The 26,436-nt window shown below is 52.0% G+C and carries 26 protein-coding genes and 1 other RNA gene; 10 read left to right on the top strand and 17 right to left on the bottom strand.

Features of this window, described 5'->3' with window-relative positions; all coding sequences use genetic code 11:
* Position 1 precedes the first annotated feature (1 nt).
* The 4 genes from M2108_RS17125 to M2108_RS17140 all read right to left on the bottom strand — a co-directional run bounded on the left by M2108_RS17125 (position 2) and on the right by M2108_RS17140 (position 3,996).
* Positions 2-1,519 carry an RsmB/NOP family class I SAM-dependent RNA methyltransferase gene (locus M2108_RS17125; protein WP_277470593.1) on the bottom strand — a complete coding sequence of 506 codons (1,518 nt, stop codon included), beginning with the start codon at positions 1,517-1,519 and terminating at the stop codon, positions 2-4.
* Between the two features lie 99 nt (positions 1,520-1,618).
* A complete protein-coding gene (locus M2108_RS17130; RefSeq protein WP_277470622.1) occupies positions 1,619-2,071 on the bottom strand; it encodes a DUF309 domain-containing protein in 453 nt (150 codons plus the stop codon).
* Positions 2,061-2,873 carry a GTP diphosphokinase gene (gene yjbM, locus M2108_RS17135; RefSeq protein WP_277470594.1) on the bottom strand — a complete coding sequence of 271 codons (813 nt, stop codon included), beginning with the start codon at positions 2,871-2,873 and terminating at the stop codon, positions 2,061-2,063. Before yjbM ends, M2108_RS17130 begins: the two co-directional genes overlap by 11 nt.
* Before the next feature lie 28 nt (positions 2,874-2,901).
* Positions 2,902-3,996: a quinone-dependent dihydroorotate dehydrogenase gene (locus M2108_RS17140; protein ID WP_277470595.1), complete on the bottom strand. Its 1,095-nt coding sequence runs from the start codon at positions 3,994-3,996 to the stop codon at positions 2,902-2,904.
* Positions 3,997-4,206: 210 nt separating this feature from the next.
* Between M2108_RS17140 and M2108_RS17145 the strand changes: the two genes are divergently transcribed.
* Positions 4,207-4,344 carry a hypothetical protein gene (locus M2108_RS17145; protein ID WP_167360562.1) on the top strand — a complete coding sequence of 46 codons (138 nt, stop codon included), beginning with the start codon at positions 4,207-4,209 and terminating at the stop codon, positions 4,342-4,344.
* On the opposite strand, the gene M2108_RS17150 is transcribed toward M2108_RS17145, so the two are convergent.
* From M2108_RS17150 to M2108_RS17160, 3 genes are all read right to left on the bottom strand, one after another.
* A complete protein-coding gene (locus tag M2108_RS17150; protein WP_277470596.1) occupies positions 4,341-5,786 on the bottom strand; it encodes a L,D-transpeptidase in 1,446 nt (481 codons plus the stop codon). The two genes, M2108_RS17145 and M2108_RS17150, sit on opposite strands and share 4 nt — an antisense overlap.
* Positions 5,787-5,964: 178 nt before the next feature.
* On the bottom strand, positions 5,965-6,207 hold the full coding sequence (locus tag M2108_RS17155; RefSeq protein ID WP_039872044.1) for a ferredoxin: 243 nt from the start codon (positions 6,205-6,207) through the stop codon (positions 5,965-5,967).
* Positions 6,208-6,366: 159 nt separating this feature from the next.
* Positions 6,367-7,659, bottom strand: a complete 1,293-nt coding sequence (locus tag M2108_RS17160; protein ID WP_277470623.1) for a DNA polymerase IV — start codon at positions 7,657-7,659, stop codon at positions 6,367-6,369.
* A 298-nt stretch (positions 7,660-7,957) separates the two neighbouring features.
* Between M2108_RS17160 and cimA the strand changes: the two genes are divergently transcribed.
* Positions 7,958-9,577 (top strand): citramalate synthase, encoded by a 1,620-nt coding sequence (gene cimA, locus M2108_RS17165; RefSeq protein ID WP_277470597.1) that lies wholly within the window; start codon positions 7,958-7,960, stop codon positions 9,575-9,577.
* A gap of 101 nt (positions 9,578-9,678) precedes the next feature.
* Here cimA and M2108_RS17170 read toward each other — a convergent pair whose 3' ends face one another.
* Positions 9,679-10,236: a TlpA family protein disulfide reductase gene (locus M2108_RS17170; RefSeq protein WP_277470598.1), complete on the bottom strand. Its 558-nt coding sequence runs from the start codon at positions 10,234-10,236 to the stop codon at positions 9,679-9,681.
* A gap of 135 nt (positions 10,237-10,371) precedes the next feature.
* Between M2108_RS17170 and M2108_RS17175 the strand changes: the two genes are divergently transcribed.
* Positions 10,372-10,848 (top strand): M67 family metallopeptidase, encoded by a 477-nt coding sequence (locus tag M2108_RS17175; RefSeq protein WP_277470599.1) that lies wholly within the window; start codon positions 10,372-10,374, stop codon positions 10,846-10,848.
* Here the strand turns inward: M2108_RS17175 and M2108_RS17180 are convergent.
* The 3 genes from M2108_RS17180 to M2108_RS17190 are packed head-to-tail and all read right to left on the bottom strand — an operon-like array spanning position 10,830 to position 14,079.
* Positions 10,830-11,579 carry an exonuclease domain-containing protein gene (locus tag M2108_RS17180; protein WP_277470600.1) on the bottom strand — a complete coding sequence of 250 codons (750 nt, stop codon included), beginning with the start codon at positions 11,577-11,579 and terminating at the stop codon, positions 10,830-10,832. The genes M2108_RS17175 and M2108_RS17180 overlap by 19 nt on opposite strands.
* Positions 11,576-12,649 carry a DUF294 nucleotidyltransferase-like domain-containing protein gene (locus M2108_RS17185; protein ID WP_277470624.1) on the bottom strand — a complete coding sequence of 358 codons (1,074 nt, stop codon included), beginning with the start codon at positions 12,647-12,649 and terminating at the stop codon, positions 11,576-11,578. The genes M2108_RS17180 and M2108_RS17185 overlap by 4 nt, the downstream gene beginning before the upstream one ends.
* Positions 12,650-12,684: 35 nt before the next feature.
* The gene (locus M2108_RS17190) at positions 12,685-14,079 is read right to left on the bottom strand and encodes an ammonium transporter (protein WP_277470601.1); all 1,395 of its coding nucleotides are present in this window, start codon (positions 14,077-14,079) and stop codon (positions 12,685-12,687) included.
* A gap of 615 nt (positions 14,080-14,694) precedes the next feature.
* Here M2108_RS17190 and M2108_RS17195 point away from each other — a divergent pair.
* Both M2108_RS17195 and M2108_RS17200 read left to right on the top strand, forming a co-directional pair.
* Positions 14,695-15,126 carry a MerR family transcriptional regulator gene (locus tag M2108_RS17195; protein ID WP_277470625.1) on the top strand — a complete coding sequence of 144 codons (432 nt, stop codon included), beginning with the start codon at positions 14,695-14,697 and terminating at the stop codon, positions 15,124-15,126.
* A gap of 33 nt (positions 15,127-15,159) precedes the next feature.
* The gene (locus M2108_RS17200) at positions 15,160-15,825 is read left to right on the top strand and encodes a zinc metallopeptidase (RefSeq protein WP_277470602.1); all 666 of its coding nucleotides are present in this window, start codon (positions 15,160-15,162) and stop codon (positions 15,823-15,825) included.
* 48 nt (positions 15,826-15,873) lie between these two features.
* Here M2108_RS17200 and gltC read toward each other — a convergent pair whose 3' ends face one another.
* Together gltC and M2108_RS17210 are read right to left on the bottom strand one after the other, a co-directional pair.
* Positions 15,874-16,785, bottom strand: coding sequence for a glutamate biosynthesis transcriptional regulator GltC (gene gltC / locus M2108_RS17205; RefSeq protein ID WP_221795724.1), 912 nt, complete (start codon positions 16,783-16,785; stop codon positions 15,874-15,876).
* A 13-nt stretch (positions 16,786-16,798) separates the two neighbouring features.
* On the bottom strand, positions 16,799-17,425 hold the full coding sequence (locus M2108_RS17210; RefSeq protein WP_277470603.1) for a rhomboid family intramembrane serine protease: 627 nt from the start codon (positions 17,423-17,425) through the stop codon (positions 16,799-16,801).
* 111 nt (positions 17,426-17,536) lie between these two features.
* Here M2108_RS17210 and tpx point away from each other — a divergent pair, with 111 nt between their 5' ends.
* Positions 17,537-18,055: a thiol peroxidase gene (gene tpx, locus M2108_RS17215; protein ID WP_277470604.1), complete on the top strand. Its 519-nt coding sequence runs from the start codon at positions 17,537-17,539 to the stop codon at positions 18,053-18,055.
* 159 nt (positions 18,056-18,214) lie between these two features.
* Here the strand turns inward: tpx and M2108_RS17220 are convergent, their stop codons facing one another.
* The 4 genes from M2108_RS17220 to cshA form a co-directional block, all read right to left on the bottom strand.
* On the bottom strand, positions 18,215-18,604 hold the full coding sequence (locus M2108_RS17220; protein ID WP_068727867.1) for a DUF1499 domain-containing protein: 390 nt from the start codon (positions 18,602-18,604) through the stop codon (positions 18,215-18,217).
* A 200-nt stretch (positions 18,605-18,804) separates the two neighbouring features.
* Positions 18,805-18,997: non-coding RNA, 6S RNA (ssrS, locus tag M2108_RS17225), on the bottom strand.
* A 104-nt stretch (positions 18,998-19,101) separates the two neighbouring features.
* A complete protein-coding gene (locus tag M2108_RS17230; RefSeq protein ID WP_277470605.1) occupies positions 19,102-19,950 on the bottom strand; it encodes a YesL family protein in 849 nt (282 codons plus the stop codon).
* Between the two features lie 186 nt (positions 19,951-20,136).
* Positions 20,137-21,783: a degradosome RNA helicase CshA gene (cshA, locus tag M2108_RS17235; RefSeq protein ID WP_277470606.1), complete on the bottom strand. Its 1,647-nt coding sequence runs from the start codon at positions 21,781-21,783 to the stop codon at positions 20,137-20,139.
* A 314-nt stretch (positions 21,784-22,097) separates the two neighbouring features.
* On the opposite strand from cshA, the gene M2108_RS17240 reads away from it, so the two are divergent.
* From M2108_RS17240 to M2108_RS17255, 4 genes are all read left to right on the top strand, one after another.
* Complete coding sequence (locus M2108_RS17240) at positions 22,098-22,931, top strand: YitT family protein (RefSeq protein WP_277470607.1); 834 nt, start codon at positions 22,098-22,100, stop codon at positions 22,929-22,931.
* 163 nt (positions 22,932-23,094) lie between these two features.
* The gene (locus M2108_RS17245) at positions 23,095-23,289 is read left to right on the top strand and encodes a hypothetical protein (RefSeq protein WP_068727877.1); all 195 of its coding nucleotides are present in this window, start codon (positions 23,095-23,097) and stop codon (positions 23,287-23,289) included.
* A gap of 238 nt (positions 23,290-23,527) precedes the next feature.
* Entirely contained in the window at positions 23,528-24,754 is a 1,227-nt protein-coding gene (locus M2108_RS17250) for a putative glycoside hydrolase (RefSeq protein WP_277470608.1), read from the top strand.
* A 120-nt stretch (positions 24,755-24,874) separates the two neighbouring features.
* Complete coding sequence (locus M2108_RS17255) at positions 24,875-26,245, top strand: MATE family efflux transporter (RefSeq protein WP_277470609.1); 1,371 nt, start codon at positions 24,875-24,877, stop codon at positions 26,243-26,245.
* The last annotated feature ends 191 nt before the right edge of the window (positions 26,246-26,436 follow it).

The raw sequence follows: 26,436 nt of genomic DNA on the forward strand, positions 1-26,436 counted from the left end.
CTTAGGTCCACCTCCATCCTGCGGGATATTCATTCTTCAGCATACCGTCCTGCCATTTGGCCCAGCCTGCACTGAATCCGTCGATACAGACCAGGACATATCCTTTAGGGGAGCTGCCAGGCCGCACAGCCAGCCGCTGTTCGGGAACAGCCAGTGTCTCGCCTTTCAGATAGGACACGGCTTCACCGTTTGCGCTGTCCAGGGACAGGCTGCGGAGGCTCTCAGACGGCTTCAGCGCTGTCGCCAGCGGATGGCCGGGAATGAAGCGGCCGCTGCGCAGCTGGCCCATATACCAGCCCGGACGGATGGTTTTGAGTCCGTCCAGGGCAGAGGAAGGCAGCGGCGAGAGATACAGATGCTCGCCGAACAGCACCGGGAAGCCCGCCGGCTGCCAGCCGAGCTGCTCCCGGCAGAACCCGGCGAACGCGGCCAGCGCCGCTTCCTCGCCGGAGCCCTGCGGCCGCTGCCCGCGCGCGCCGCCGCCTTTGCCTTGACCGCGGCCGGCTTTGGCCTCGCGGTCCCTGCCGCCGCCCGCCTTGGCCGGCCGGGCGGCTGAACCGCCCTTGCTGCGCACGGAAGCCTGGAGCGCGGTATCCGCGTCCCCGGCACTTCCTGGCGCAGCAGCACTGCCTTCATGGCGCAGCACCGCCATGAAATGGCCCTCGCCCTTGACCTTGTGCGGCCACAGCCGCGCGGCCTCGGGGAGCCCGCCCAGGCCCGGCGCGAACCAGCCGGCCCCGCCCGCCGGGACCGCCGTAAACTGCGGATGCCCGGCGAGGAATTCCAGGATCGACCCTTCATTCTCCTCCGGGGCAAAGGTGCAGGTTGAGTATACGATTGTACCGCCCGGCTTCAGCGCATCTGCTGCCGCGAGCAGAATCTCCCGCTGCATGTCGGCATACTTCCGGGGGGTGCCCGGCTCCCACTGCTTCACCATGTCCTCGTCTTTACGGAACATGCCTTCTCCGGAGCAGGGGGCATCGATCAGAATCCGGTCAAAAAAACCGGGAAAAGCCGCAGCAATCCGCTCAGGGCTCTCGTTCAGCACGATACCGTTCCTTACGCCGTACAGCTCCAGGTTTTTGGCCAGTGCCTTGGTCCGGTCCGGATGGAGATCATTGCTGATCAGCAGTCCTGTGCCCTGCAGCTTCGCGGCGATCTGGGTGGACTTGCCTCCGGGCGCAGCACACAGATCGAGTACCCGGTCACCGGGCTGCACATCCAGCAGTTCAACCGGCGCCATTGCGCTTGGCTCCTGAATGTAGTACAGACCGGCATGGTAATATGGATGCTTGCCCGGCCGGGCGCCTTCTTCCGTATAGAAGCCTGTAGGACACCATGGGATAGGCTCAAGGCCAAACGGCGAGCGTTCGAGCAGCTCCTGAACCGTAATTTTCAGTGTATTGACACGGATACCCGCATAAGGGGTCTCCTTATAGGTTTCCGCAAATTGCTCATATTCTGTTCCCAGCAGCTCTTTCATCCGCTCTGTGAAAGTGCCGGGCAGTTGTGCTGCCATGATGCCGTCCTCCTGCTTGTATTACCTGGATTTTGGGAATTAATAATCAAGGAACACCCCTGCGGGTGCTCCTGATTAGGTGTTCCTATTAATACGTGGTTATTTGCGGTGCTTCCCCGCTGGTCTTTGCGGGCCGCGCCGCTGCGGGTTGTTAGGCACGATGCCTGAGGCAGCCCGCTCTACTTCCTGCGCAAGCGCAGGGTCGAGAACTTCAATCGTCAGGTCGTAATAGGCAAACGGCCTTTCAGCGTAATGGTTAAGCTGTGAAGCATACAGCCCTACCTCTTGTACCAGCTTGGCTAGATTAATGCCCAGCGTGTCGCCCGGATAGGCTCCCAGCACGCCGTACGACCGGTTCATCATGATCATGCCGCCGCGCACATTGCCGTTACGGAAATGATACAATCCGACCGCCACCTGCAGCAGCGCTTTGTATAGAGGGTCTTTGTCTTTTTCGAGCCACAGCTCTTCCAGCACCTCATGACATTCGAAATAATCCCTGTCCCGGTTGAAGTAGACCAGGTATGCCAGGTACAGCGGTTCATAGGCCATCCGGCAGACTATCCTTCTTGGCATTCGAGATCAGTTCACGCACATGCTCCAGCAGCTGCTTCATCGCTTCCATGTCATGGGTCTGCCAGATTTCATTAAAGCGGTTCTGGCTCTCAATCGCCTCATTCACCAGATGATAGAAATACAGCTGGTGAATCGCGGTGAGAACCTGTGTGGTTGTATTGGAGTTTTCCTCGAATAGCTTCTGCGCTTCCAGAATTTCTTCGCGGATGCTGGACATTTCACTGTCCAGAATCGACGCGGCTTCTGCTGCCGTCTTCAGGCGTACCCGCATTTCATCCGGCAGGCTTTCACGGTATTTATAGTTCAGGGAATGCTCGATGGTGGCCCAGAAATTCATTGCCAGCGTGCGGATCTGAATTTCGGCCAGTACGATCTTTTGTCCCAGGGCAGTCTGTACCGGATATTTAATAATCATATGGAAGCTGCGGTAGCCGCTTTCCTTATAATTGGTGATGTAATCCTTCTCATACAGCACTTCCAGATCCTTGCGGGCACGGATATATTCCGCCACTCTGCGGATGTCCTCGACGAACTGGCACATGATGCGGATGCCGGCGATATCCTCAATGCCTGTCTCCAGATCCTCCATCTTCACGTTCAGGCGCTTGGCTTTTTCCAGAATGCTGGACAGCCGCTTTACACGTCCGGTTACAAATTCGATCGGCGTGTATTCCTCTCTCTTTTTGAGCTCCGAGCGCATTGTTTTGAATTTAACCTTGAGTTCCTCCACAGTCTGTTCATATGGAAGCAAAAATGTTCCCCAGTCCCTGCCGTCCATCGCCTTCGTCCTCCTGTCCATTCATCCTTCAGTGATGATCGGCGCCCACCGCTTCCCGGATATGAGAGAATCCGTCCCGCCGCAGCAGCTGCCGTAATCCGGCATGCAGCCGGCGGTTAACCTCCGGTCCTTCATAGATGAGCGCCGTATAAATTTCAACCAGGCTTGCGCCTGCCCGGATCTTGTCATACGCATCCTGGCTGCTGAATATTCCGCCTGAGCCGATAATCGGCAGCTTGCCGCCGGTCTGGCGGTAAATGCTGCGGATAATTTCCGTTGACCGGTCCCTGAGCGGCTTGCCGCTCAGCCCTCCCGTTTCTCCGGCTTTATCGCTGGTCAGCCCCTCACGGCTTAGCGTAGTGTTAGTGGCAATAACACCGTCTACTCCAGCTTCTGAAAGCGTATGTACCATAAATTCCAGCTCGCTGTCGCTGACATCCGGAGCAATCTTGACCAGCAGGCTTTTGGCTTTTCCGCTCTTGCTGTGCTGGACCGCCATTTCCTCCTTCACCTCAGAGAGCAGCTTCGACAATTCACTGCCATGCTGCAGACTTCGCAGGTCCGGCGTATTCGGCGAGCTGATATTAACCACAAAAAAATCACCGTACGGATACAGCGTGCGGATACACTTGCGGTAATCCTCATGCGCTGTTTCATTCGGAGTGGATTTGTTGCGCCCGATATTGACTGCTACCGGTATTCTGCGCTGCTTGAGCCCTTTCAGGCGATCCGCCATCGCCTCAGCACCCTCATTATTGAAGCCCATCCGGTTGATGAGCGCTTCGTCAGGAATCAGACGGAACAGTCTTGGACTGTCGTTGCCCGGCTGTCCTACCGGCGTTACTGTGCCGACCTCCATAAAGCCGAAGCCGATGGAGGAGAAGCCGCCGACCGCCTCCGCATTCTTGTCGAGACCGGCCGCAAGGCCGACCGGTGTAGGGAAATGCACACCGAACAAATCAACTGCCATATCCGCAGTTTCGGGGACTCCGTACATAAGCCGCATTGCTGCGCTGCCGCCGGGAACAAATAATGCTTTATTTAATCCGCCGATTACGAGATGATGCGCTTTTTCCGGGTCCATTTTAAAGAAAATAGGTTTGCCTAAATGCCGATACAGCAACGTTCTCGCTCCTTCAAGGGATCACCCGAATCGTCCTCCGATTCCCCGTTTCATTAGTTTTCTTCTTAATTTTATCCGTTTCCGGGCGAAAAGAAAAGTTTTTTACCCTGCTGATCTTCCATGCTGAGGCCGGGAGTATAGTAATTTTCATCCAAACCCATTACAATGTAAGGGTAATCACCGATAAAGAGAGAAAGAGGGATGGCTATTATGTCAACAAAACGCAAACCTCCAACACTTCAGCAGAAGAAAGAAGAAGTGAACCGCAAAGCAATTCTGTGGATTAGTGCAAGTCTGGTCCTGCTGATTCTTCTGATTATCGTTCTGTTTCTGGTAGCGGGCAACTAATTTAGCCAGTGGTAGACTTTATTGGGGTTCGTCTGATTGCCGGGTGCTTCTGAAGGATAACGATCCGCAGGAACCAGCAGTTCTTCAGGCAGACCCCCTTTACTTATCTGCACCTTCGTGCCCATCGGAACCATGGCGAATAACTCCTCCACATCCTCACGGCTCATCCGGATACAGCCCAGCGATTCATCCTTGCCGATGCTCTCCGGCTCATCTGTTCCATGAATGGCATAATTGCTGTCCGAGAGCTGCATTCCCCTGCTGCCGAATTCCCCGTTGTCGCGCCCGTTAGGGTTCACTACCTTATCTGTGATGGTAAAAGCCCCCTCCGGCGTCCTGGCGCCGCCCAGTCCCACTTCATAATTCCTTAGAATAACGGAGCCGCTGGTGACTGCCAGGCGGTGATTTTGCTTATCTACTATTATAGTGAGCGGTCCGGTAAAAAAGGGCAGCTCCTGCCCTCCGCTTCCGGCGGCGGCAGCATTACCTCCGGCGGCTTCCCCGCTGCCGGCAGCCGGTTCCTTACCGCCCGGGTCTGCCGGAAGCTGCTGTGCCGCTCCTTTGGCTGCCGCACTCCGTACAGAAGCGAATTTCTCCTTCATCAGCGGAGTAGTTCCGCCCAGCCAATTACCGGGAAAAGCACCGGTCAGTACGGCGAGGGATTGCGGAAGATTGCCTTTGCTGCCCTTATAAGCACGCATAGCGCTCCACAGCACAGCCAATTGCTCCTGCTGCCGCTGCCACTGTTCAGCCTGCTGCTGCAAGGCTTCGGCTTCGGGCGGCTCACAGTAGCAGGTCGCCTTGTCATAGGACTGGTATACTGCGCGGCCCTGGCCGCTCTGGACCACGGTTGCGGCCAGCGGAAGCTTTTCTTTCCATAGCAGCCATTTCCCGGAGCGCTCCATCGCCAGGATTGCTGTAGCTGACCGGGCTCCGTCCTTCAGCAGCTGCGCAATCGCCGCGCCTGAGGCTGCGGTGCCACCGCCCAGCGCCGTGAAAGCCAGCCCTGGCTCCTGCTCTTCAGGTGCATTCGTCTGATCTGTTCCGGTTTTATCCGCTGCAGGTTCTGCAGAAGCGTCGGCCGCTTCACTAAGCAACGACGCCAGAGCTGCCCCTGCCCCCACGTCCGTGCCGGCCGGAACTGCGGACGGCAGGAACACGAGCAGGGCAAGTGCCAGCGCAACCAGCAGCCGGCGTTTGCGGAGCCTGGCCTGGTGGCGTTCATGCTCCGCCTTGAGCAGGCCATCCTCATATTCACGCAGCATGTCTGCCGGAACTTTACTGCGTTCAAATGCTTCATACACTTCTCCGGCCTGATTGAAGCAATAGTTTGCCTTTCCCTGCTGGCCGTTCTTATAGTATTCCTTACCAAGCAAGTACCATGCCATCTTGTTATCGGGGTGCATTTGGACATAAGCCTTGAGATGCTGCGAATTTTTCATCGGGGCCTCCGCGGGTAATGGATTCTTTATACCTTATATCGGCTTGTCCATGAAAAAAAGACATCCCCGCCGGTCAAAGCCGGCGTAAAGATGTCTTTATGTGCATACAAGAATCAAATATAAGCCTGTATCTTATATCCGGCCCTCATATCCGGTGCGAAACCGCCAGCCTGTAAGATTAGCCTTCCTTATTGAAAGGAGCGTCCGCAATTTTAATGGAATCGGTCGGGCAGCCGTCAGCTGAATCCTGCAGATCGTCGAACAGATCATCAGGAATCACTGTGCATCCGCGGTTCCCGTCATTTTCAAAAATCACTTCTGCCAAACCTTCATCATCGTAATCAAAAATATCAGGAGCCGTTGCGCCACAGGCACCGCAAGCGATGCAAGTGTCTTTCTCGACCCAAGTGTACTTAGCCATTTTATCTCTGCCTCCCGTTGAACAATACAGCCTGCAGCAGCAGCCTGTTATTTCACTCATATTAATATAAAAAGAATACAATTTCAATGAATTTTCAACATGTTTACAGTTTTGCCGCATAATCTGTCGGATATAAGCCTTTGCATCCGCGGGATTCTGTCAGTCTTTATCAGGGTCCACCTGTCGCAGATTATCTTTTTGCAGTGAGGTACCGCGCTCCTTATGGTTACGCAGCCGGGCGGAATGGCTGTCACTGAGCATACCGGCGGTAAGCACGGCATTCTCACCGAATTTGTTCCGCAGCATATCCATGGCCTTATTCAGGGATTCCTTCTTCGGCTGCCGTTCATAATCGAACAGATCAAGCTGAATCGCGGACTCCTCCTTGGGGCTCAGGTTCTGCAGGGTTACGCCGAGCAGCCTTACGGGCTTGTCGCCTTTCCAGTGGCGGGCAAACTGATCGCATACAACCTTGTAAATGTCCTCGGCGGTTTCTGTCGGGGCTTCAAGCTGCCGGGAGCGCGTGATGGTCTTCATATCAGGGGTACGGATCGTAAGCTGCACGCCTGAAGCCACCAGCCCCTGCTTCCGCAGCCGCCTTGCCACCTGGTCGCTGAGATTGAGCAGGATTGGCCTGGCATCTGCCAGTCCGACCACATCCTTGGGCAAGGTTGTCGTATGTCCGATGGACTTGCTCTGTTCACGCTCAGGATTAACCACTCCGTAATCAATGCCGTTTCCGGCCCGTTTCAGCCAGGAGCCCATCACCCCGAAATGGTCTGTAAGCATCCGCTCGTCGGCTGCCGCAAGCTGTCCTATATTGTAGATTCCCAGCTTGCGCAGCTTTTCAGCTGTCTTGCCGCCGATGCCGAACATTTCACCGCACGGCTTGTTCCACAGCACCTCAGGCACATCACGCAGACGCAGCACAGATATGCCGTTTGGCTTTTTCAGATCCGAGGCCATTTTGGCCAGAAGCTTGTTGGGGGCGACGCCGATCGAGCAGGGAAGACCCAGCTCATCCATAATCCGCCGCTGTATCTCCCCGGCAATTTCAAGCGGAGTCCCAAACTGCTTGGAGCCGGTAATATCAAGATAACATTCATCGATCGAGACGGCTTCAAGCAGCGGGGTATAGCTATAGGCAATCTGCATAAAAGCATTGGAATATTTGCGGTATAGATGAAAGTTCGGCTGAATAAGAGTTAAGGACGGGCATATGCGCAGCGCCTTCTGCACCTGCATTCCTGTAGATATCCCGAATCTGCGGGCGGCATAGGAACAGGTCACAATGATCCCCCTGCGCTGTTCGACACTCCCGGCAACGGCAGTAGGCTTGCCTTTATACTGATCCGGGTCCTCCGCTTCATGCACAGAGCAGTAAAATGCGTTCATATCCACATGAAGGATAACCCTTCCGCTTGTCGGATAATACTGGTCTACATTCTGCACAATATCTACCTTCTTATCTACATGGTTTCCATTGTTCAATTCAGCATAACGCTTTTGTCTGCAGGAGGTCAATTAAAGACGTATCAATACTGTAAAGTTCTTTGTTACATTCCCGCGTAAAAATGCTATAATATAAAAATTATTTCAATACGTAGTTGATGCTTCCGAAGCCAGTTTTGCCCGAGGCTAAATCAATGGAGCAGATGCTCACAAAACTAAGTATATGCTTCCGAAGCCAGTTTTGCCCGAGGCTAAATCAATGGAGCAGATGCTCACAAAACTTTTAGGAGGAGACTTAATGTCTAAGTCCATTTCCATCTTCGATACGACACTTCGCGACGGCACACAAGGCGAGGGCATCAGTCTGTCGGCAGATGACAAGCTGAAAATTGCCAAGAAGCTCGATGATCTCGGTGTGCATTACATTGAAGGTGGCATCCCGGGGAGCAACAATAAAGACATTGAGTTTTTCAAACGGGTCAAGGAATTGTATCTGAATGCCAAAATCACCGCCTTCGGCAGCACCCGCCGCAAAAACTCCATCGCCGAGCATGATGACAATCTGCAGAGAATGATCGATGCCGGTGTGCCTGCAGCAACGCTGGTCGGCAAATCGTGGGATTTCCATGTGCATACTGCACTGCAGACTACGCTCGAGGAGAATCTCGCGATGATTGGCGACTCTATCTCCTATCTCAAGCAAAAAGGCCTTGAGGTCATCTTCGATGCCGAGCATTTCTTCGACGGCTACAAAAACAATCCGGAATATGCTGCAGCCGTGCTTGCCAAAGCCCGGGAGGCGGGTGCAGACTGGCTCGTCATGTGTGATACGAACGGCGGTACCCTGCCTAATGAAGTATACGACATCGTAACTGCTATTTCGGGCCATCTTCCCGGCGCTGCTCTGGGCATTCACACCCATAATGACTGCGAGCTTGCTGTTGCCAATGCACTGAGTGCAATCAATGCGGGAGCTCGCCAGGTACAGGGCACCGTCAACGGATACGGCGAACGCTGCGGCAATGCCAATCTGTGCTCCATCATCCCGACGCTTCAGCTCAAGATGGGCTATCACTGCATACCGGGCGACTCTCTGCCGCAGCTGACCAACACTGCCCGTTATGTAAGCGAAGTTGCCAATGTGAATATGCCTGTGAATCAGCCTTATGTCGGAGCAGCCGCGTTCGCGCATAAAGGCGGCATCCATGTCTCGGCAATCCTCCGTGATTCCCGCACATATGAGCATATTGCCCCGGAGCTGGTCGGTAACAAGCAACGGGTACTCGTCTCCGAGCTTGCCGGCCAGAGCAATGTGCTCTCCAAAGCCCAGGATATGGGGCTGAGTCTTGATCCGACCAGCGAGCAGGCCCGCAAAGTCATTGACAAGATTAAGAATCTTGAACATCAGGGCTATCAGTTTGAAGGCGCCGATGCTTCCCTGGAACTGCTGCTGCGTGAAGCAACCGGTGAGCTGAACGAACTGTTTGTCTTTGAATCCTTTAAGATGCTTGTTGAAAAAAATGCCGGCCAGCCTGTAGTCTCCGAGGCCTTCGTTAAGCTCCGCGTAGGCGGTGACAGCCTCTATACTGCTGCCGAGGGCAACGGTCCAGTCAACGCGCTGGATAATGCGCTGCGCAAAGCGCTGAAGACCTATTTCCCGCGGCTTGATGAAATGCATCTCTCCGACTATAAGGTACGTGTTCTTGATGAGCAGGATCAGACCGCCGCCAAGGTACGCGTGCTGATTGAATCGAAGGATTACAATAATACCTGGAGTACGGTCGGTGTATCCAGCAATGTCATCGAGGCCAGCTGGGAAGCGCTGGTAGACAGTATGCGGTATGCCCTGCTTGGACAGATCTCTTTGGAGAATGAAACTACACACAGCAGTGAGCCGCGAGGTCTGGTCAATCACTAATAGTAGACTGCCTCCCAAGCCTCACATCATGAAGCCCCTCTGCAGCGGGAGACTACAATTCCCGAACTGGCAGAGGGGCTTCATTTCCGGATGCTGAATGCTCAGGAGCCGGTCAGAGCGATTATTTTTTTCTCCAGCTCTTCTCTGGTCAGGGTACCCAGTACAACCTCGGTGACTTTACCGTTCTTGTCAATCAGCACATTGGTCGGGAAGACCTGGCCGCGGTACCGGTCAAACACTTCGCCTTTAAGATCAAACATAACCGGAAAAGCCAGCATATACTTCCTGATGAACCGCTCGGCATTCGGTTTATAATCCTGGCTGGTCACGTTAACTCCGTAGATATCCAGCACATTCCTGTATTTCAGTGCCACCGCATTCAGCTCCGGCGCCTCCTGCTGGCAGGGGTCGCACCAGGAAGCCCAGAAATTCACAATCAGCGCCTTATCCCTCGGACCGCTAACCGCATACTCACGGCCAGCGTTATCCTTGAGTGAAAAGGCAGGGGCCGGCTGGCCGACGCCAATCCCGCCTGCAGAGGCCGGCTGGACTGCCGGAACAGCTTCCGGTTCATCATTCAGCCAGCGTACCAGGACGACTGCTGTAACCAGGACAACCAGTGCCAGGACTGCAACATTCCGTCTATTAACAGCTCTCATCAGATGTCTGTTCCTTTACATATGGGATGGGTTGCTCCTATTGTACCCCCATTGCCGTCCATTTCAAACCATCCAGACACAAAAAAGAGGACTCCGTCCAAAGACGGAATCCCATGAAGAGAGAGGGGTCAATACATGACAGCATTCCAGGGATCAACCCTGCCGGTTTGGCTGGATTCATCCGTACAGCTCATGCTGGGGAAGCATCTGCTGACCTGTCTTCCGCACGAAGCATGCGGAATACTGCTGGGTACTGCCGCAGCGGGAGGCATACTCATAAGCAGCTATGTGCCTATGAGCAACGTAGCGCCTGACCCGCTGCATGCTTTTGAGCCGGATCCGCGGGAGTGGGTCAAGGCGCTTTACAGTGACCCTGCCCCCATCGGCTTGTTCCATTCCCATCCAACCTCACCGCCGTGGCCTTCCCCTGCAGATATGCAGGGACTTGAAGCCCTGGGGCCGGAATTCAAGGTATATCTGATCGGTTCCCCGGGAACAGGCAACGGCTCGCTTCCGGTTCTTAACGGCTTTATTATCAGCCGGGAGGGCAGTGCTGAAGGCAAGACCGCTGCGCAATTGCTGCCAGCAGCGCTTCAGGCTCTGCTCAAATAGGCGTAGAGGTCACCCAGCGTATCAACCTGACGTTTATTAGCGATCTCCCGGAGATAAGTGACCCATAGCTGGGCCGTCATTCTGGCATCCTCCAGTGCGTGATGCCGCCCCTGGATTGGAATATTATGAACTGCAAGCAGCTCATCCAGCGTATAATTGCTGCGCTGCGGCTCCAGCCAGCGGGCCAGCATCATCGTGTCCAGTACACGGTGGGTCAGCTGAACCTTGGAGGTTTTCCAAAGCGCCGCATTCAGAAAGGATTTGTCATGTGCACTGCCATGCGCCACAAGCACACGCTGGCCGACAAAAGCCATAAAGTTATGCAGGCCGTCAATCAATGAAGGAGCTGCAGCCGTCATCTCCTCTGTGATCCCTGTCAGTCTGGTAATGTTCTCCGGTATGGCTGTCTGGCATTTAACCAGCGTATAAAAGCATTCCTCTTCCTTTATTTCCTCACCAACTACCCGGATTGCGCCAAATGACATAATTTCATCGCCATGCTGATGGGAAAAACCGGTCGTTTCCAGATCAAATATGACCGTCTCCAGCTCGGAAAGCGGAGTGTGCAGTACTTCCGGCCGCCGCTTTTCACGCATAAGCGACCTGATAAAGGCCATCTGCTGCGCTGTTTGCTGGGCGGATTCGCCGCCTCTTATAGATGCAATTGCGGAGGGCATTCCGCCCTGCCGTAAGTTGTTCCAGAATCCGCCGCCTTTATTCGGCTCCTTCATGACTGCCTCCTTTCCGCTGACCGGAGCTGGCGCTGTAAGGCCCTATGCAGTCTTCTGACCAGCAGCAGACTTTCACGAAGCTCGGACATAAGCTGTTTATTCTTCAGATCATTTTCGGAAATATAATCACTGCTCAACAACAGTCCGTCCTGTACCGTATGCGGGGTATTCACACGCATCCGCAAAGCGGTCAGGAAGGCCTCACGGATCTCCTTCAGATGCCCGTATTCCCCGAGCACTTCCAATCTTGCGAGCCGTTTCAGGGTTGAGCTGTCCTTGACCGCATTCAGCAACGCTAAATGCCTGACTATATTAACGAGCGGAATATAAACGCCATATTTAACATCAAAGCCGCCGGCATAATCGCCAAAACGTTCGGTAAGAACCTGTCCAAGCAGGTTCAAAGTTGCTTTGTGGCGGACAGTGTTGCGTAAAACAGCCGTAGTCAATTTATCATTGTCTACAAAGCCGGCGTGAAAGGCTTCCCTCCATTCAGCCGACAGCTCCGCACTTCCAGCCACATGCCTCATATCCGAAGCAATAATGAGATAACGGATGGGCTCCCATTCCAGCTGGCTCATCCAGCTGTTCAGCTGCTCCTTCCACTCCGGCAGCGTCTTCCGCCAGAGCGGCTCGGAGCACATAACTCTGCCTTCACATTTCTCATAACCGACTGCCTCAAGCATATCAGACAGCCGTTCGCCAAAAGCAGTAAAATAGGTCAGCTTGACGTTATCCGGTTCTCCCTCCACAATCAGGCCGTTATCCTGATCACTCCAAAGGGTGGATTCCTGTCTGCCAGCACTGCCGAATACAATAAAGGAATAGGCGCAGGGAGGCGGGCCGTAGCCCGCCTCTTTCATCTGCGCCTCACAAATGTTCACCGCAGCCGCAGCAATCAGATCATGCATTGCGTTGACTTTGGACACCCATTCCTCTATCGGAATCACATTTAACTGCTCCAGAAGTGCCTGCTGGCAGGCGCTACGCCTGCCTTTCAGCTCTTGCGGCGAACCGGCCGTTGCGATGGATAGCATTCTTTTATCTTTACTCCACTCTGTCATTTCCATCCAAGCCACGCGGTCCGCCCCCCATCTGTCTATAATTACATCTTCTGGGTTTTGGATTCGGAATCTGCAATCAGCTTCATCTGCTCAGGATAGCCGTAAGTACCGTGCTCACTGATATCCAGACCCATCAATTCTTCTTCTTCAGTAACGCGGATGCCCATAACCAATTTCATAACATATAGGATTACAAAGGACAGTACAGCTACGAATGCGAAGGTCCCGACCACACCAAGTGCCTGAACGCCCAGCTGGTGTAAGCCGCCGCCGTAGAACAGACCAGGTTCACCTACAAGTGCTCCTTGTTCAATCAACTCAGGAGTTGCGAAGAGACCTGTGGACAACGCACCCCACATACCTGCAATACCGTGTACAGAGAAAGCATAGATCGGATCATCCAGACCTGCACGTTCCAGCCATTGCGAAGTCATGAAGGTAAATGCACCGGCAACCAGACCGATAACGATTGCTGCCCAAGGCTCTACGAATGCGCAGGCACCGGTGATGGCAACAAGTGCAGCCAGTACGCCGTTCAGCATTGCCGGAATGTCTGATTTACCGAAGTACAGCCAGGAAGCAACCAGTGCGGCCAGACCGCCGGCAGCAGCCGCAATATTAGTTGTCAGTGCTACGTGTCCGAAGAAACCGCCCATAGGAGACAATGCGCTACCAGGGTTAAAGCCGAACCAGCCGAACCAGAGGATAATTACACCAAGTACGGTGAACACCTGGTTGTGACCAGGGATAATAACCGGCTTGCCTTCTTTGTTGAACTTGCCGAGACGCGGTTTAAGCAGAATGGTCGCTATTACAGCAGCCGTTGCACCGGTAAGGTGAACAACTGTAGAACCTGCATAGTCCTGCATTTCAAGCGTTGCCAGCCAGCCGCCGCCCCACACCCAGTGTGCTACGACAGGATAGATAATAACGGAGAACAAAATCCCGAAGATAATATACACGCTCAGTTTAGCGCGTTCAGCCATACCACCGGATACGATAGCCAATGATACTGCAGCGAAAGCCATCTGGAACAGGAATTTAGTGTTAAGCGTTACATCGGAGAAGGCCAGCGACTCAAATGCTGCGGACATTGAATCTCCACCATAGAAGAAACCATCAAGTCCGATTAAGCCGTTACCGTTACCGAAGCCAAAGGCAAAACCGACAGCCCAGAAGCATAAGCTGGCAATCGCCAGTGTCAGCACTGTCTTACCGGCTACGTGACCGGCATTCTTCATCCGGACCGAACCGGCTTCAAGCAGTGCAAATCCTGATTGCATAAAGAATACTAAGATGAATGCCAAAAACGTAAACGCAGTGTCCAGTCCGATCTGCAAATCCGGTGCTGTCGGACCGTCGGCAGCAAAAGCGCTGACCGGATAGATCATCAAGGTAATCATGGCCAGAAACATCATCAATAACTTTTTCTTCATCTTAACCCCACTCCCCAATGTTATATTTTCTAACAAAGCGTGAAACTCTTAATGTCATTATAATCAGAAGTCAGGTAAATTGACAAGACTATTTTTTGATTGTCTGTCCTTTTATTTTTGAATACCATTATTTCTGCACAGTTGGATAGCATTGAAGCAATACAACAGGTGAAGCAGCGCATTATCCGCAATTTTAAGCCTTCCCCCTGCAAACGCATACATCCATTATACATTATGTATTGTATTTTTATTAACAAGCCCGCTTAAACATGCTGCTCTATTTGCAGTATTATTTTCTCAATCATGCTGACATCGCAGTAAAACTGTGACAACTGCGCTTCGTTTTCAAGCTTTAAAACAAAGCACGTGCATATATAAAACAAGCCAGGAGTTCAATATATGACATAAACATGTTATGTTCGGAAGATTATATCGGGAAAATTACCAGCAGCATCATTCCTGTTAATACCGCATATACTTAAAGTAAGTATGACGTTTGACTGTATGGTTCGATTTTTGGTATCCTTTTGATATAGATATTATCAATCATTAAGTAAGAGACTTCCGCTTCATTTAGCGGGAGGATTATACAGCGAGGTGAACCGACATGGGGATATGATCCTTTACCGGATTGGCGAGCTCGCCAAAGCCGCCAGTTTAAGCGAACGGACCATCGACTATTATACGAAGCTCGGCCTGATCAAGCCGGAATCAAGAAGCATGAAGAACTATCGGCTGTACAGCCATGAAACCTTAGCCGCCTTGGAACGTATTAATCAGCTAAAGCAAGAGAAATATACATTGGAAGAAATCAAATCCATGATGGATAAATGGAATGCAGCCACTCCTGAAGCCGATGTTTCGGACAAACTGGCGGAGCTGGAGCTTCAGATGCAGCGTCTGGAACGCGAAGTCAAGGCGCTGGAGCCAATGATTAACGGTCTGAAGCCTGTACAGGCCAGACGCGCACTGGCTGCCCTCATTCCGCAAGGCGTTGCCTGCATGGAGGCGATCAAGCTGCTGCTGACGCAGAATCCGCCAATATAATTACTCACACACATCATGATGGAGGAATGAGATATGTTTTTATTAGTCATTGTTGCCTTTCTGTTCTCTTTGTGGGCCCAGTTCAGAGTAAAGGGTACTTTTAATAAATGGGCTAAGGTTCCCAACGCAAACGGATTAACCGGTTATGAAGCGGCACGGCGCATGCTGGATGCCAACGGCCTGCACGACGTCCCTATTGAACCTGTTCGCGGAGCTTTGTCTGACCACTATGATCCGATTAACCGGGTAGTCCGCCTGTCAGAACCGGTATATTATGAGAACTCTATTTCCGCCGTTTCCGTTGCCTGCCACGAGGTCGGCCACGCTATTCAGCACAAGGTGCACTATCCGATGCTGACGCTCCGCCACCGGATGTTCCCGGTCGTTAACTTCGCTTCAGGTGTTGCGCCGTTCATGCTGCTGGCAGGCTTCATTTTCAGTGTAACCAACCTTGTCGGTCTTGGTATCATCTTCTTCTCTGCTGCCGTAGCATTCCAGCTTGTTACGCTGCCGGTCGAGTTCAACGCCAGCAACCGCGCACGTCAGGTTATGGTTGAGCAAGGCTTCATCCGCAACGAGGAAGAACGCGGTGTTGCCAAGGTACTGAATGCCGCCGCTCTTACTTATGTGGCTGCCGCTCTGGTCTCCCTGCTTGAGCTTCTGCGTCTAATCACCATGTTCCTTGGCAATCGTGAATAATACCCTCTCCACTGCAAAGCGCAGCTGAGACAAATAACCCGGAAGGCTCTAGCCTTCCGGGTTATTGTTGTTTTTGTCCTTGAAATAGGTAAGCAGGAAAGTCCTGAACGATCTTGCTACCAGCGGCAGCTTACCGTCGCTGCGGTGAATGATCCCCACCGTCCGGGTAACAGCCGGCTCTACAACTCTGACCTGGGCAGGCTGCATCGGATTCGTCTGGTACAGTGCCGTCTCCGGAAGCAGGCTGACGCCCATGCCGGCGGCAACCAGACCGCGGATGGTATCCGTCTCCCCGCCTTCAAAAGCGATCTGGGGCTTAAAGCCAGCCTGAATACAGGCCTGCCAGACAATCGGCCTCAGGGAGTACCCCTGGCTGAACAATACGAATTTCTCATCGCGCAGCTGCTCAAGCCGGATCACCGTTTCGCCGGCCAGCGGATGATGCTGCGGCAGGATGGCAAACAGCTCCTCCGTCATTACAATATCTCCGGCAACTTGGCCGTCATTCTCCGGAAAAGGGGAAATAAACGCCAGATCCACCTCACCCGACGAGACGTCCTTGATCAGAGACGCATAGGTCCCTTGCTTGAAGCGGAACCTGACATTAGGGTAATGCCTGCGGAACTCTGCCACAATGGAGGGAATCAGGTGTGTTCCCAGACTGTGCGGAAAGCCGATACGGATCTCCCCCAGCTCCGGGTCCAGGAATTCATGCACTTCCGCTACAGAGCGCTCCAGATCTTTAAGCAGCGTTTCGACCCGCTTGCAAAAAAGCTGTCCTACAGGCGTAAGCTGCAGATTTCGGCCTTTTTGCATAAACAAATCCACCCCAAGCTCCTGTTCCAGCTGATGAATCTGGCGGCTTACCGCCGACTGGGCTACATGCAGCTCCTCCGCCGCTTTGGTAACATGCTCCTTTTGGGCAACCTTCAGAAAGTATTGCAGCTGTCTAAGTTCCACTTCCAAACCTCTCCTATCGCCTGCTTCTTTTTAAAAGACGGATAATCAGCCCGTACAGGAAAAACCCGGCGACCAGTCCGCCCAGATGAGCCATCCAATTAACATATGGAGTAACAAACGACATCACAATCCCCATCACCAGCAGCCCGTACAGTGTCTTACGAGAGCCCTCATCCATCATACCGCGCTGCAGGGTGGCGATATACAGAAACGCGCCGTAAATCGCGTAAATCGCGCCCGAGGCGCCTACAGATACAGTAGCGGTATAAGGATCCGGCGTCCCGCCGAGCGCAACCGAAAGCACATTGGCCAGGAACCCGCCGATTACGTACAGGATCGCATAACGCCACCAGCCCAGCAGCCGTTCAAGCGGAGGGGCAAACACCAGCAGCGAAAAGCTGTTAAAGAAAAGATGGGAAAATCCGTTATGCAGGAACATAGCAGCAAAATATCGCCACAGCTCTTCTTTTTCCGGCCCGTTATCCACCACAGCACCGAGCTTTACAAGCGTATCCAGATTTGTTGAACCGCCGTTTAGCGATGCTACAATAAACATCACAAGGTTGGCTAACAGAAGAATAACGGTTACGGGATAGTATCGCAGATAGCTTTTCCAGTTTTCGTAACGTATGAATATCATGGCACCCATCCTTTATGTATGTTGTCCAGTTGGACATCAACCTTCTAAAACGATTATAATTTATTCTGGCAGTAACAATCCAATATTGTAACCTGAGGAGGAAACAAGGACATGACGCAAGAAAGAACAGGCGCAGCCGCATTCAAAGGTAATCCGATTACACTGGTGGGACCTGAGCTCAAAGCCGGAGACAGCGCTCCGGATTTCACAGTAAGCAAGAATCTGCTGGAGAACGCTTCGTTGAGCGATTATGCCGGCAAAATCAAGCTGATCAGTGTTGTGCCTTCCCTGGACACAGGCGTATGCGACGCCCAGACCCGCCGCTTCAACAGTGAAGCAGCTGAGCTTGGAGACGACGTAGTCATCCTCACCATCAGCACAGATCTGCCGTTCGCCCAGGCCCGCTGGTGCGGCGCTGCCGGCATTGACCGGGTTATCACCCTGTCCGACCACAAGGAAGCCGCCTTCGGACAAGCTTACGGCGTACTGATCAAAGAATTCCGCCTGGATATGCGCTCCATCTTCGTTATCGACAAGAACGACAAATTAACTTATGTTGAGTACCTTGGCGAAATGTCCGAGCACCCGAATTACGAAGCAGCGATTGCCGCCGTTAAGGAATTGCTGTAGATCTACAAAGCCGGACGATATAAAAGAAATACGATATGTTAAAAAAGCGGCAGAAGGCTTTCCTTCCGCCGCTTTTTGCTATAGATAACGCATCCTATTATATAGCCGGGTTATTCCGGAAACCGCATACAATCACTGGACAGCAAGCCCGGCGGGTCATTAGTCTGTTTTGTACTTGCCCAGCTTCTTGTCCAGCGATTCATACAGGCGCTGAATTACACGGTAATTGGCACCCAGGTCGCCAAGCGAGCCTCTGGATGCAGAATATATATCGATACCGCAGCGTACCGGTGAGGTATTCAGTACGGATACTGTTATGTCCAGCGTACGTCCAAAACCCGTTCTTTTCTCCAGGGTAATTTCTCCTACGGACTGCACCTCATGCAGAACCTTGTAACCGGGAATCTTCTTCAGTGTTGAAGACACTTCATCCCATGCTTTGTCTTTCGAAAGAGTGTAATAACGTGTCTTTAATGCCGGATCCTTTGCACGGTCGCTAGTTCCGTCATGACTGCGGAATATACCGACCAATGTTCTTTTGAGCGACAAAATATTTCCCCCTCTTTTAGTCCCAAGTTCATTATTATCAGTGTAACATTCTTAACCCAGGAACAAAAGAGCATAGCTCACTTTCCTGGACCTCTATGTAAGAAAGGCATCTGCAGACACCGTTTCCAAAAAGGCGCAGCAAACAAAAAGGTACCCTGAATCCGCAATTGCGGGATACAGGGCACCTTGTCAAAATCAGCAGAAAACCCGCCTATGCCGTCCGGCTACAGTGTCTTCTGAACCTGCGAGAGCAGGTGGGTGACCGCAGAAGTCGTTTTTGAATTCCCCAAGTCGTATAGACAGGGCTGTTCAGCTGCGCTTCGTATTAAGTCTCCCGAGACATTATCATTGGTTCAAAACAACGAGCAACCGTAACGTACATCGCAGGATTTATAACTATTATATTGCGTTTTGACGAAAATGTAAACCTGTATGCGCTTTAATTAACACTGGAATAAAATTCTCGTCCCTTTTTGCCTGTGATTGCAACGCCGATGTTAAATCCGTTTAGGTGATCTGGAATTATCCTTATCATCGAAATCATCATCGTCGTCATCATCGTCATCGTCTTCCGCAAGCAGCCGCTCGGCCGCTTCTTTTTCCGCTGCTTCCTTTTCCTCCAGCTCCTGCTGCTGCTTTTTCTCAACCTGCAGCTGCAGCTTGTTGTATGTAGCAAAGAAGTTAAAGAAGGCCAGCATAGCAACCAGTGTAGGAATGCAGATTACATACAGCACAGGGTACCGCAGACCTATATATGCAAGCAACGCAGAACCGATCAATGTAGAGAATACACGAATAGGCCGGGCGATGGTCAGCAGGACAGAGTTCTTAATAACTTCCTTAAATGTCATCTGGTAGTGAACGACAATTGAGAAGAAGTTAAACATCGACACAAACAGAATAATCATCAGCACCAGCATCAGAATACCGACGACTCTGAAATTGGCCATTTGAGTCATGTATACGGTCACATCAACGTACATTACAACAAACAGCACGGTATAGATGAGTCCCCCAAGCATGCTCTTGAGATAATTTTCTTTGTATCCCTGAAAAAAAGTGCGGAACGTGCTGACATCGGTGTTGCCCATCACCCACTTGCGCACAACCGTAAACAGCGCAGCCGTAGCCGGGAATACCGTAAACGGTGCCAAAATCCCCATTGCCCAGTTAAGCGTAATCTGTTCGTTGGGCCCGCCTGCTGATGAACCCAGCATAATGATCTTCATCACAGCGATAAACAAAAACGGAATTGAACACAGCCCCCATAGTATATTGCTGAAGGCAATACGTGAAATCCATTCCGTGATGCGGTATAAACCGCCCATAGCTCCTTTAAACTCCAATTCCCTTCCTCCTGTCTGTCTCGCGCATACTGCGTACCTTAACTATAACCTATTTGACCCGGACTTTTCCAGCGCCCATTCTTGCGAATCCGGGTTTTAAACACCCTTTTATATTTGATCAGCAAAAAAAGGCGAGAGCCGCTGAGCGGTCTCTCGCCTTCTTAATGCCGGATTACCGGCTGCTGCTTAATTATCCGAGTCTTCGCGCTTAGCTGGACGTGTGCCAGTACCGCTTGGACGGTTGTATGGCTTACGCTCGGAACTGCGGGCTGCATCATCACGGTTACCTTTGTAGCCGCCGCTGCTGCTGTTGCCGCCATAGCCGCTGCTGTAACCGCCGCGTGTTGTTCCGCCGGCATTGTCACGGTTACCCTTGTAACCGCCGCCGTAGCTTCCGCCTTCGCGGTTGCCCTTGTAACCGCCGCCGCTTCCGCCGGAGCGGTTGCCACCATAGCCTCCGTTAGGCTTGCGTCCGCTGCGGATGTCGTACTTGCCGCCGCGGCGTTTAGCACGGATCGGATCCTCAGGTGTCAGTTCAACCTGCGCATCCTTGGAATCACCAGTCAGCAGCTTCATGGCTGCAGACAGCAGCTGTACGGAATCATATTGCTCCAGCAGTTGAATTGCAATACCTTTATATTCGTTCAGTTGATCTCCGGTTTCAACCATCGCCAGCAGGCGTTCTGCTGTAATGCGTTGCTTGCCTTCAATCGCTTCTGCCATTGTAGGCAGCGGTTTGCGGGTGATGCGGTGACGCGTAACACGTTCAATCAGGTGCAGGTGATCAATTTCGCGCGGTGTTACGAATGACCATGCTGTACCTTCTTTACCGGCACGGCCGGTACGGCCGATACGGTGTACATAGCTTTCCGGATCCTGCGGAAGGTCAAAGTTGATTACATGTGTTACACCGGATACGTCGAGTCCGCGTGCTGCCACATCAGTAGCTACCAGGACATCAATGCTGCCGTCACGGAATTTGCGCATTACTGCATCACGCTGGTTCTGTGAAAGGTCACCGTGAAGTCCGTCAGCGGAGTATCCGCGTTTCTGCAAGCCTTCAGCAAGCTCGTCTACACGGCGCTTGGTCCGGCCAAAGACGATAGCCAGTTCTGGAGATTCCATGTCGATCAGGCGGCTCAGAGCCTCAAACTTCTGACGTTCAGGAACTTCAATGTAAGCCTGGTCGATCAGAGGTGCGCTGATCTGCTTAGGAATAACCGATACATGCTGCGGGTTCTTCAGGAACTGCTGGGCAAGACGTTGAATGTTAGGAGGCATTGTCGCCGAGAACAGCATAGTCTGGCGCTCTTCAGGAACCAGCTTAAGGATGCTCTGGATATCTTCCATGAAGCCCATATCCAGCATTTCATCAGCTTCATCCAATACGATGGTCTGAACGTCGTCCAGGCGGATCGTCTTGCGGTTGATGTGATCCAGGAGACGGCCTGGTGTACCGATAATAATCTGTGGTTTTTTCTTCAATCCGCGGATTTGGCGTCCGATATCCTGTCCGCCGTAAATGGCCAGGGAACGGAGACCTTTGAAGCGGGACAGCTTGCCGATCTCTTCAGCAACCTGGATAGCCAGCTCACGGGTCGGCGTCATAACAAGTGCTGTAATTCTTTCGTCTTCCCGGGAGATCTTGGAGATGAGGGGAATACCGAACGCTGCGGTTTTACCGGTACCAGTCTGAGCCTGGCCGATCATATCTGCTCCTGTCAGCGCGATCGGAATCGCCTGCTCCTGAATCGGTGTTGATTCCTCAAATCCTAGCTCTGTGATTGCCTGAAGCACTTTGGGCTCCAGGCCGAATTCTGCGAATGTTTTCAAATTATTCATGCTCCTTCTATACAGTGGACATTCCACATGCTTATCTGTATTCTTAAGTAGCGGTAAACACCTTTATAGGCTGTCCAATCATGCCGTAATCTCTGCATGGGTTTACGCGTATGGGACGAAAAAATGTCCTTAGATCAGGTCTGATTAACGCCTGAACAATTGTAGCTTCACATCCGAAGCAATGCAAAAATACCATTGTAACGTTCTACTCAAGAATATCCTATACATTATATCACAAACCTATTTAGGAATACCAGTGTATTCCTTTCTTTCATTACTTACATTACATGTCAGAGGTGAAACGCTTGTTAAAACTTAGACAAATCGGCAGTTGCCTTGCTGTAATCTTCGGTTCAGCAATGATTGCCTGCGGCTTTAATCTGTTTCTGATCCCGCACAGACTGCTTAGCGGAGGGGTTTCGGGTCTGGCCATGCTGGTCGGTTACTTTACCCCGTTCAATATCGGCCTGCTGTATCTGCTGTTCAACGTGCCGCTGCTCGTTGCCGGCTGGTTTCAGCTGGGACGAAGATTTATCATTCTCAGCATCCTTTCTGTCGGCTCCACCACCTGGCTCATGGCCTTGATACCCGAAGTTACCGTAGCTTCCGATATGCTGCTGGCTTCCGTATTCGGCGGAGTGCTTGTTGGTGTAGGCGCTGGCATTTCCTTCCGCATGGGCGGATCTTCCGGCGGGTTTGATATTCTCGGTTCCATTATTACCCGCTACCGGGACTTTCCAATCGGCAATATCCTGGTGGGGCTAAACGGATTGGTCATTCTGGCGGCCGCTTACTTCGATAATAACTGGAACCTGGCGCTGGCCTCCATGGTTTCGATTTATGTAACCGGCAAGGTTGTCGATCTGATTCACGTCAGCCACATCAAAGTTACGGTATATATTGTAACAACCCGCACAGAAGAGCTGCTTGAGCAGCTCCTTCCGCTTCAGCGGGGCGTAACCAAGATTAAGACCGAAGGCGCTTATTCTCATATCGAACGGGACATGCTAATGACTGTGACAACACGTTATGAGCTGGCAGAGCTGAGACGGATCATCAAAGCCAGCGACCCGCAGGCCTTTGTCAATATTGTGGAAACCGTAGGCGTCATGGGCTCCTTCCGGAGAAGATCCAGCTGAAAGATATGCGCGTATTTTAAAATTGTGATATATTAGATTCACGCAGGACCTAATAAATTCATGAGGATTGTGCTTTACCCCTCTTTTTTCCAGGCACTTCGTTTTACGGATGTTCCCTGAATGAACCGTTCAGCACCATTCGAAAAAGGAAAGGGTGACTATTATGGAAATGGAAACGGTAAAACTGTCAGCAATCGTCATGAGGTGGTATCCCGATATGATGCCGTTTCTCAAGCAGGACGAATTGAATTCTGTAATCGTGCTGCGCGACGGTCTAAGCATTCTGGAACCGGCGGATGCCATGGATATCATCCATTACAGCATTTGTGAGCATCAGAATCCTGCGTATCTTCAATAAGCACAACCGCTTGATGGCAAGTTTTGATTTGTTGCCGCCCGGAGCCAGCAATTGCCGCTCCGGGCGGCATTTACTTTTAATATGGAGGTTTAGAATCGGTACAGACCGTTTAAAAACTCAAAGGACGGAAAATATTCTGGCGTTCTAAAATTACACGGATTGTTACAAGTCTGTTCTTTTTGGATGCTGCCGTTCCATTATACTTTAAAGGAATGTACATAAAGGGAGAGAATACACAATGAACATCACCTGGGCATTACTTATGATGGCTCTGGGAAGCGTCGGCGTCCAGTCAGGCGGACATGAATCCGACGTCTCCGCAGCCCTGCAGTCAGCTGTTAATCCACCTGTCACGGCTGAACAGGCCGGATCCGCTGCACCGAATACGTCAGCCGGCAATGCATCACCATCCCCTGCCCCAAATGCTACACCTGCAGCTGACAGCGCACTTCATACCGATCCGCAGCCTGATGCGCCAAAGGTCAAAGGCATCTACGTCACGGCTTACAGCGCAGGCGGCTCCCGGATGGAGCAGCTCCTCGCTCTCCTTGATAAGACTGAACTCAATTCGATGGTCATCGACATTAAGGACGACGCCGGATATATCACATATAAGACTGACAATGCCGAGCTGCAGGAAATGGGCACACCCCAGAATTTCATCGGCGATATCAACAAGCTTATGACACGGCTGAAGGAGCATGACGTCTATCCGATTGCCCGTGTTGTTGTGTTCAAGGATTCCGTGCTGGCCAAGAAGCATCCGGAGTTGTCCTTCGTCAATTCTGACGGCAGCGTCTGGAAGAACAAAGGCGGCGACAGCTTCGTTAACCCGTATAATGAGAATGTATGGAAATACAATGTGGACATTGCCAAGGAAGCGGCGAAGCTCGGGTTCAAGGAAATCCAATTCGATTACGTCCGCTTCCCTGAGGGTTTTGAAAAGCGTGCCGATGTGCTGAAATACACCAAGAGCGACCGGCCCCGCGTCGAAATCATTGCTGACTTCGTCAAATATGCCAAGGCTGAACTTGCCCCGCTCGGTGTCAGAGTATCCGTTGATATCTTCGGTTATGCGGCATCTGTCCCTGCAGCAGAAGGCATCGGCCAGGATTTCGTCAAAATCTCCAAGAATGTCGATGTAATCAGTCCGATGGTATATCCGAGCCATTACTCCACCGGCTGGTTTGATGTTAAGGATCCCGATAAGGATCCATACGCTACAATCAAGGGCTCAATGGTCGATACCCATAAAAAGCTGGACCCGCTGGGCAGCTACAAGCCGGTGATACGGCCGTGGATTCAGGACTTTACCGCCAGCTGGCTGGGAAGCGGTCATTTCATTAAATACGGCAAGCAGCAGGTTGAAGATCAGATCCGTGCGCTGAAAGACGAGAACGTGGATGAGTTCCTGCTTTGGAACGCCAATAACCGTTACACCTCAGATGTTGATTACGAGCAATAACGTTTAAGCCATCATAACCATTATATGCGGCAGTTAAGCGGATTCCGGACCCGGCCTATGCCGGGTCTTTTCCTGGAAAAAATCTTTAAAAATCTTATTCAGATAATGAGGCAGCAATCCATGAACCAAACGCATTCACTCAGACAAAAGACCGGGCAATTCTTACATATTCTTTTTCCCATTCTGATTACCCAAATCGCTTTATCGGCCATTACCTTCTTCGACACCAATATGTCCGGCAAATACGGCACGGATGATCTTGCCGGTGTAGCAATCGGCACAAGCCTGTGGATTCCTATCCAGACCGGCCTCAGCGGGATTCTGATGGGCATTACCCCTATCGTATCCCACCTGATCGGCAGCCGGAAAAATAAAGATGTAGCTTATCAGGTAACCCAGGGCATCTGGCTTTCGTTGCTTATTTCACTCCTCGTGCTGGCTGCAGGCAGCCTTGTTCTGTCCCCGGTTCTGAACTTTATGAATCTGGAGCCGCAGGTCAGGGATATTGCCTTCCGTTTCCTCTGCGCCATCTCTGTCGGCATTATCCCCCTGTTCGGGTATACCGTACTGCGCAGCACCATTGATGCCCTGGGACAGACCCGCGTATCGATGCTGATTACGCTGATTGCACTTCCGGTCAATGTCGGCCTGAACTATCTGCTGATCTTCGGAAAGTTTGGCTTCCCTGAGATGGGCGGTGTAGGGGCGGGTGTTGCCTCGGCAATTACCTATTGGGTTATCTTTGCAGTCGCCCTGCATTTCATTTACCGGTTTGAGCCGTTCAAGGGCCTGCAGCTGTTCCGCAAGTTCTACGGACTTTCTCTAAAGAGCTTCAAGGAGCTGCTCAAGATCGGCGTGCCGATCGGGTTCTCCATCTTTTTTGAGACAGCTGTGTTCTCTGCCGTCACACTGCTGATGAGCCGCTTCGACACTGTTACGATAGCTGCTCATCAGGCAGCCATCAATTTTGCCTCTACTCTGTACATGATCCCGCTGAGCATCTGCATGAGCCTGACCATTCTCGTCGGCTTTGAGAGCGGATCCGGCCGGCTGAAGGATGCCCGCCAATACAGCATTATGGGCATTGGCTCCGCTGCTGTACTGTCGCTGCTAACAGCACTTGTCCTGTTATTCGCCGGCAATCACGTAGCCGGTCTCTATTCGGACGAATCCGAGGTGATTGCCCTGATCCAGCATTTCCTGATCTACGCAATCTTCTTCCAGATTTCCGATGCAATAGCCACACCGACCCAAGGCGTGCTGAGAGGGTACAAGGATGTAAATCCGGCTTTCATCATCTGCTTTATTGCTTATTGGGTGATCGGTCTTCCGACCGGCTATCTGCTGGCCACCTATACAGACATGGGGGCATACGGCTACTGGATCGGGCTGATAACCGGTCTCGCCATCGGTGCCATTCTGCTGCTGGGCCGCCTCGTTAAGGTCCAGCGTAATTTTTCCGCCCGGACCGTTGAGCAAAATAACGGCTGACCGCACTCTCGCAGAGCGGCCCTGTCCTCCTCCTGACTCCGGGAAGGACAGGGCCGTTTTTTCATCCTCTGCATTATGTTTCCGAAATGTAAAAGAGGCTGTCCCATAAGTAGATATTCTACTGGTAGTGACAGGCTCATTCTCTTCTCAAAAGTCTAAAATTTAAACAGAGCAGCGATTCTCCTGTTATT

It is taken from the genome of Paenibacillus sp. PastM-3, from assembly GCF_029893965.1.
GTDB lineage: Bacteria > Bacillota > Bacilli > Paenibacillales > Paenibacillaceae > Paenibacillus_AQ.

Bases quoted from the DNA above. Each gene is read 5' to 3' on its own strand.
- tpx (WP_277470604.1), top strand. From the start codon at position 17,537: ATGACGCAAGAAAGAACAGGCGCAGCCGCATTCAAAGGTAATCCGATT.
- M2108_RS17200 (WP_277470602.1), top strand. From the start codon at position 15,160: ATGTTTTTATTAGTCATTGTTGCCTTTCTGTTCTCTTTGTGGGCCCAG.
- M2108_RS17250 (WP_277470608.1), top strand. From the start codon at position 23,528: ATGAACATCACCTGGGCATTACTTATGATGGCTCTGGGAAGCGTCGGC.
- M2108_RS17150 (WP_277470596.1), bottom strand. From the start codon at position 5,786: ATGAAAAATTCGCAGCATCTCAAGGCTTATGTCCAAATGCACCCCGAT.
- M2108_RS17180 (WP_277470600.1), bottom strand. From the start codon at position 11,579: ATGAAGGAGCCGAATAAAGGCGGCGGATTCTGGAACAACTTACGGCAG.
- M2108_RS17125 (WP_277470593.1), bottom strand. From the start codon at position 1,519: ATGGCAGCACAACTGCCCGGCACTTTCACAGAGCGGATGAAAGAGCTG.
- M2108_RS17195 (WP_277470625.1), top strand. From the start codon at position 14,695: ATGATCCTTTACCGGATTGGCGAGCTCGCCAAAGCCGCCAGTTTAAGC.
- M2108_RS17130 (WP_277470622.1), bottom strand. From the start codon at position 2,071: ATGGCCTATGAACCGCTGTACCTGGCATACCTGGTCTACTTCAACCGG.
- M2108_RS17210 (WP_277470603.1), bottom strand. From the start codon at position 17,425: ATGATATTCATACGTTACGAAAACTGGAAAAGCTATCTGCGATACTAT.
- M2108_RS17155 (WP_039872044.1), bottom strand. From the start codon at position 6,207: ATGGCTAAGTACACTTGGGTCGAGAAAGACACTTGCATCGCTTGCGGT.
- yjbM (WP_277470594.1), bottom strand. From the start codon at position 2,873: ATGGACGGCAGGGACTGGGGAACATTTTTGCTTCCATATGAACAGACT.
- M2108_RS17170 (WP_277470598.1), bottom strand. From the start codon at position 10,236: ATGAGAGCTGTTAATAGACGGAATGTTGCAGTCCTGGCACTGGTTGTC.
- M2108_RS17175 (WP_277470599.1), top strand. From the start codon at position 10,372: ATGACAGCATTCCAGGGATCAACCCTGCCGGTTTGGCTGGATTCATCC.
- M2108_RS17190 (WP_277470601.1), bottom strand. From the start codon at position 14,079: ATGAAGAAAAAGTTATTGATGATGTTTCTGGCCATGATTACCTTGATG.
- M2108_RS17255 (WP_277470609.1), top strand. From the start codon at position 24,875: ATGAACCAAACGCATTCACTCAGACAAAAGACCGGGCAATTCTTACAT.
- M2108_RS17245 (WP_068727877.1), top strand. From the start codon at position 23,095: ATGGAAATGGAAACGGTAAAACTGTCAGCAATCGTCATGAGGTGGTAT.
- M2108_RS17185 (WP_277470624.1), bottom strand. From the start codon at position 12,649: ATGGAAATGACAGAGTGGAGTAAAGATAAAAGAATGCTATCCATCGCA.
- cimA (WP_277470597.1), top strand. From the start codon at position 7,958: ATGTCTAAGTCCATTTCCATCTTCGATACGACACTTCGCGACGGCACA.
- M2108_RS17145 (WP_167360562.1), top strand. From the start codon at position 4,207: ATGTCAACAAAACGCAAACCTCCAACACTTCAGCAGAAGAAAGAAGAA.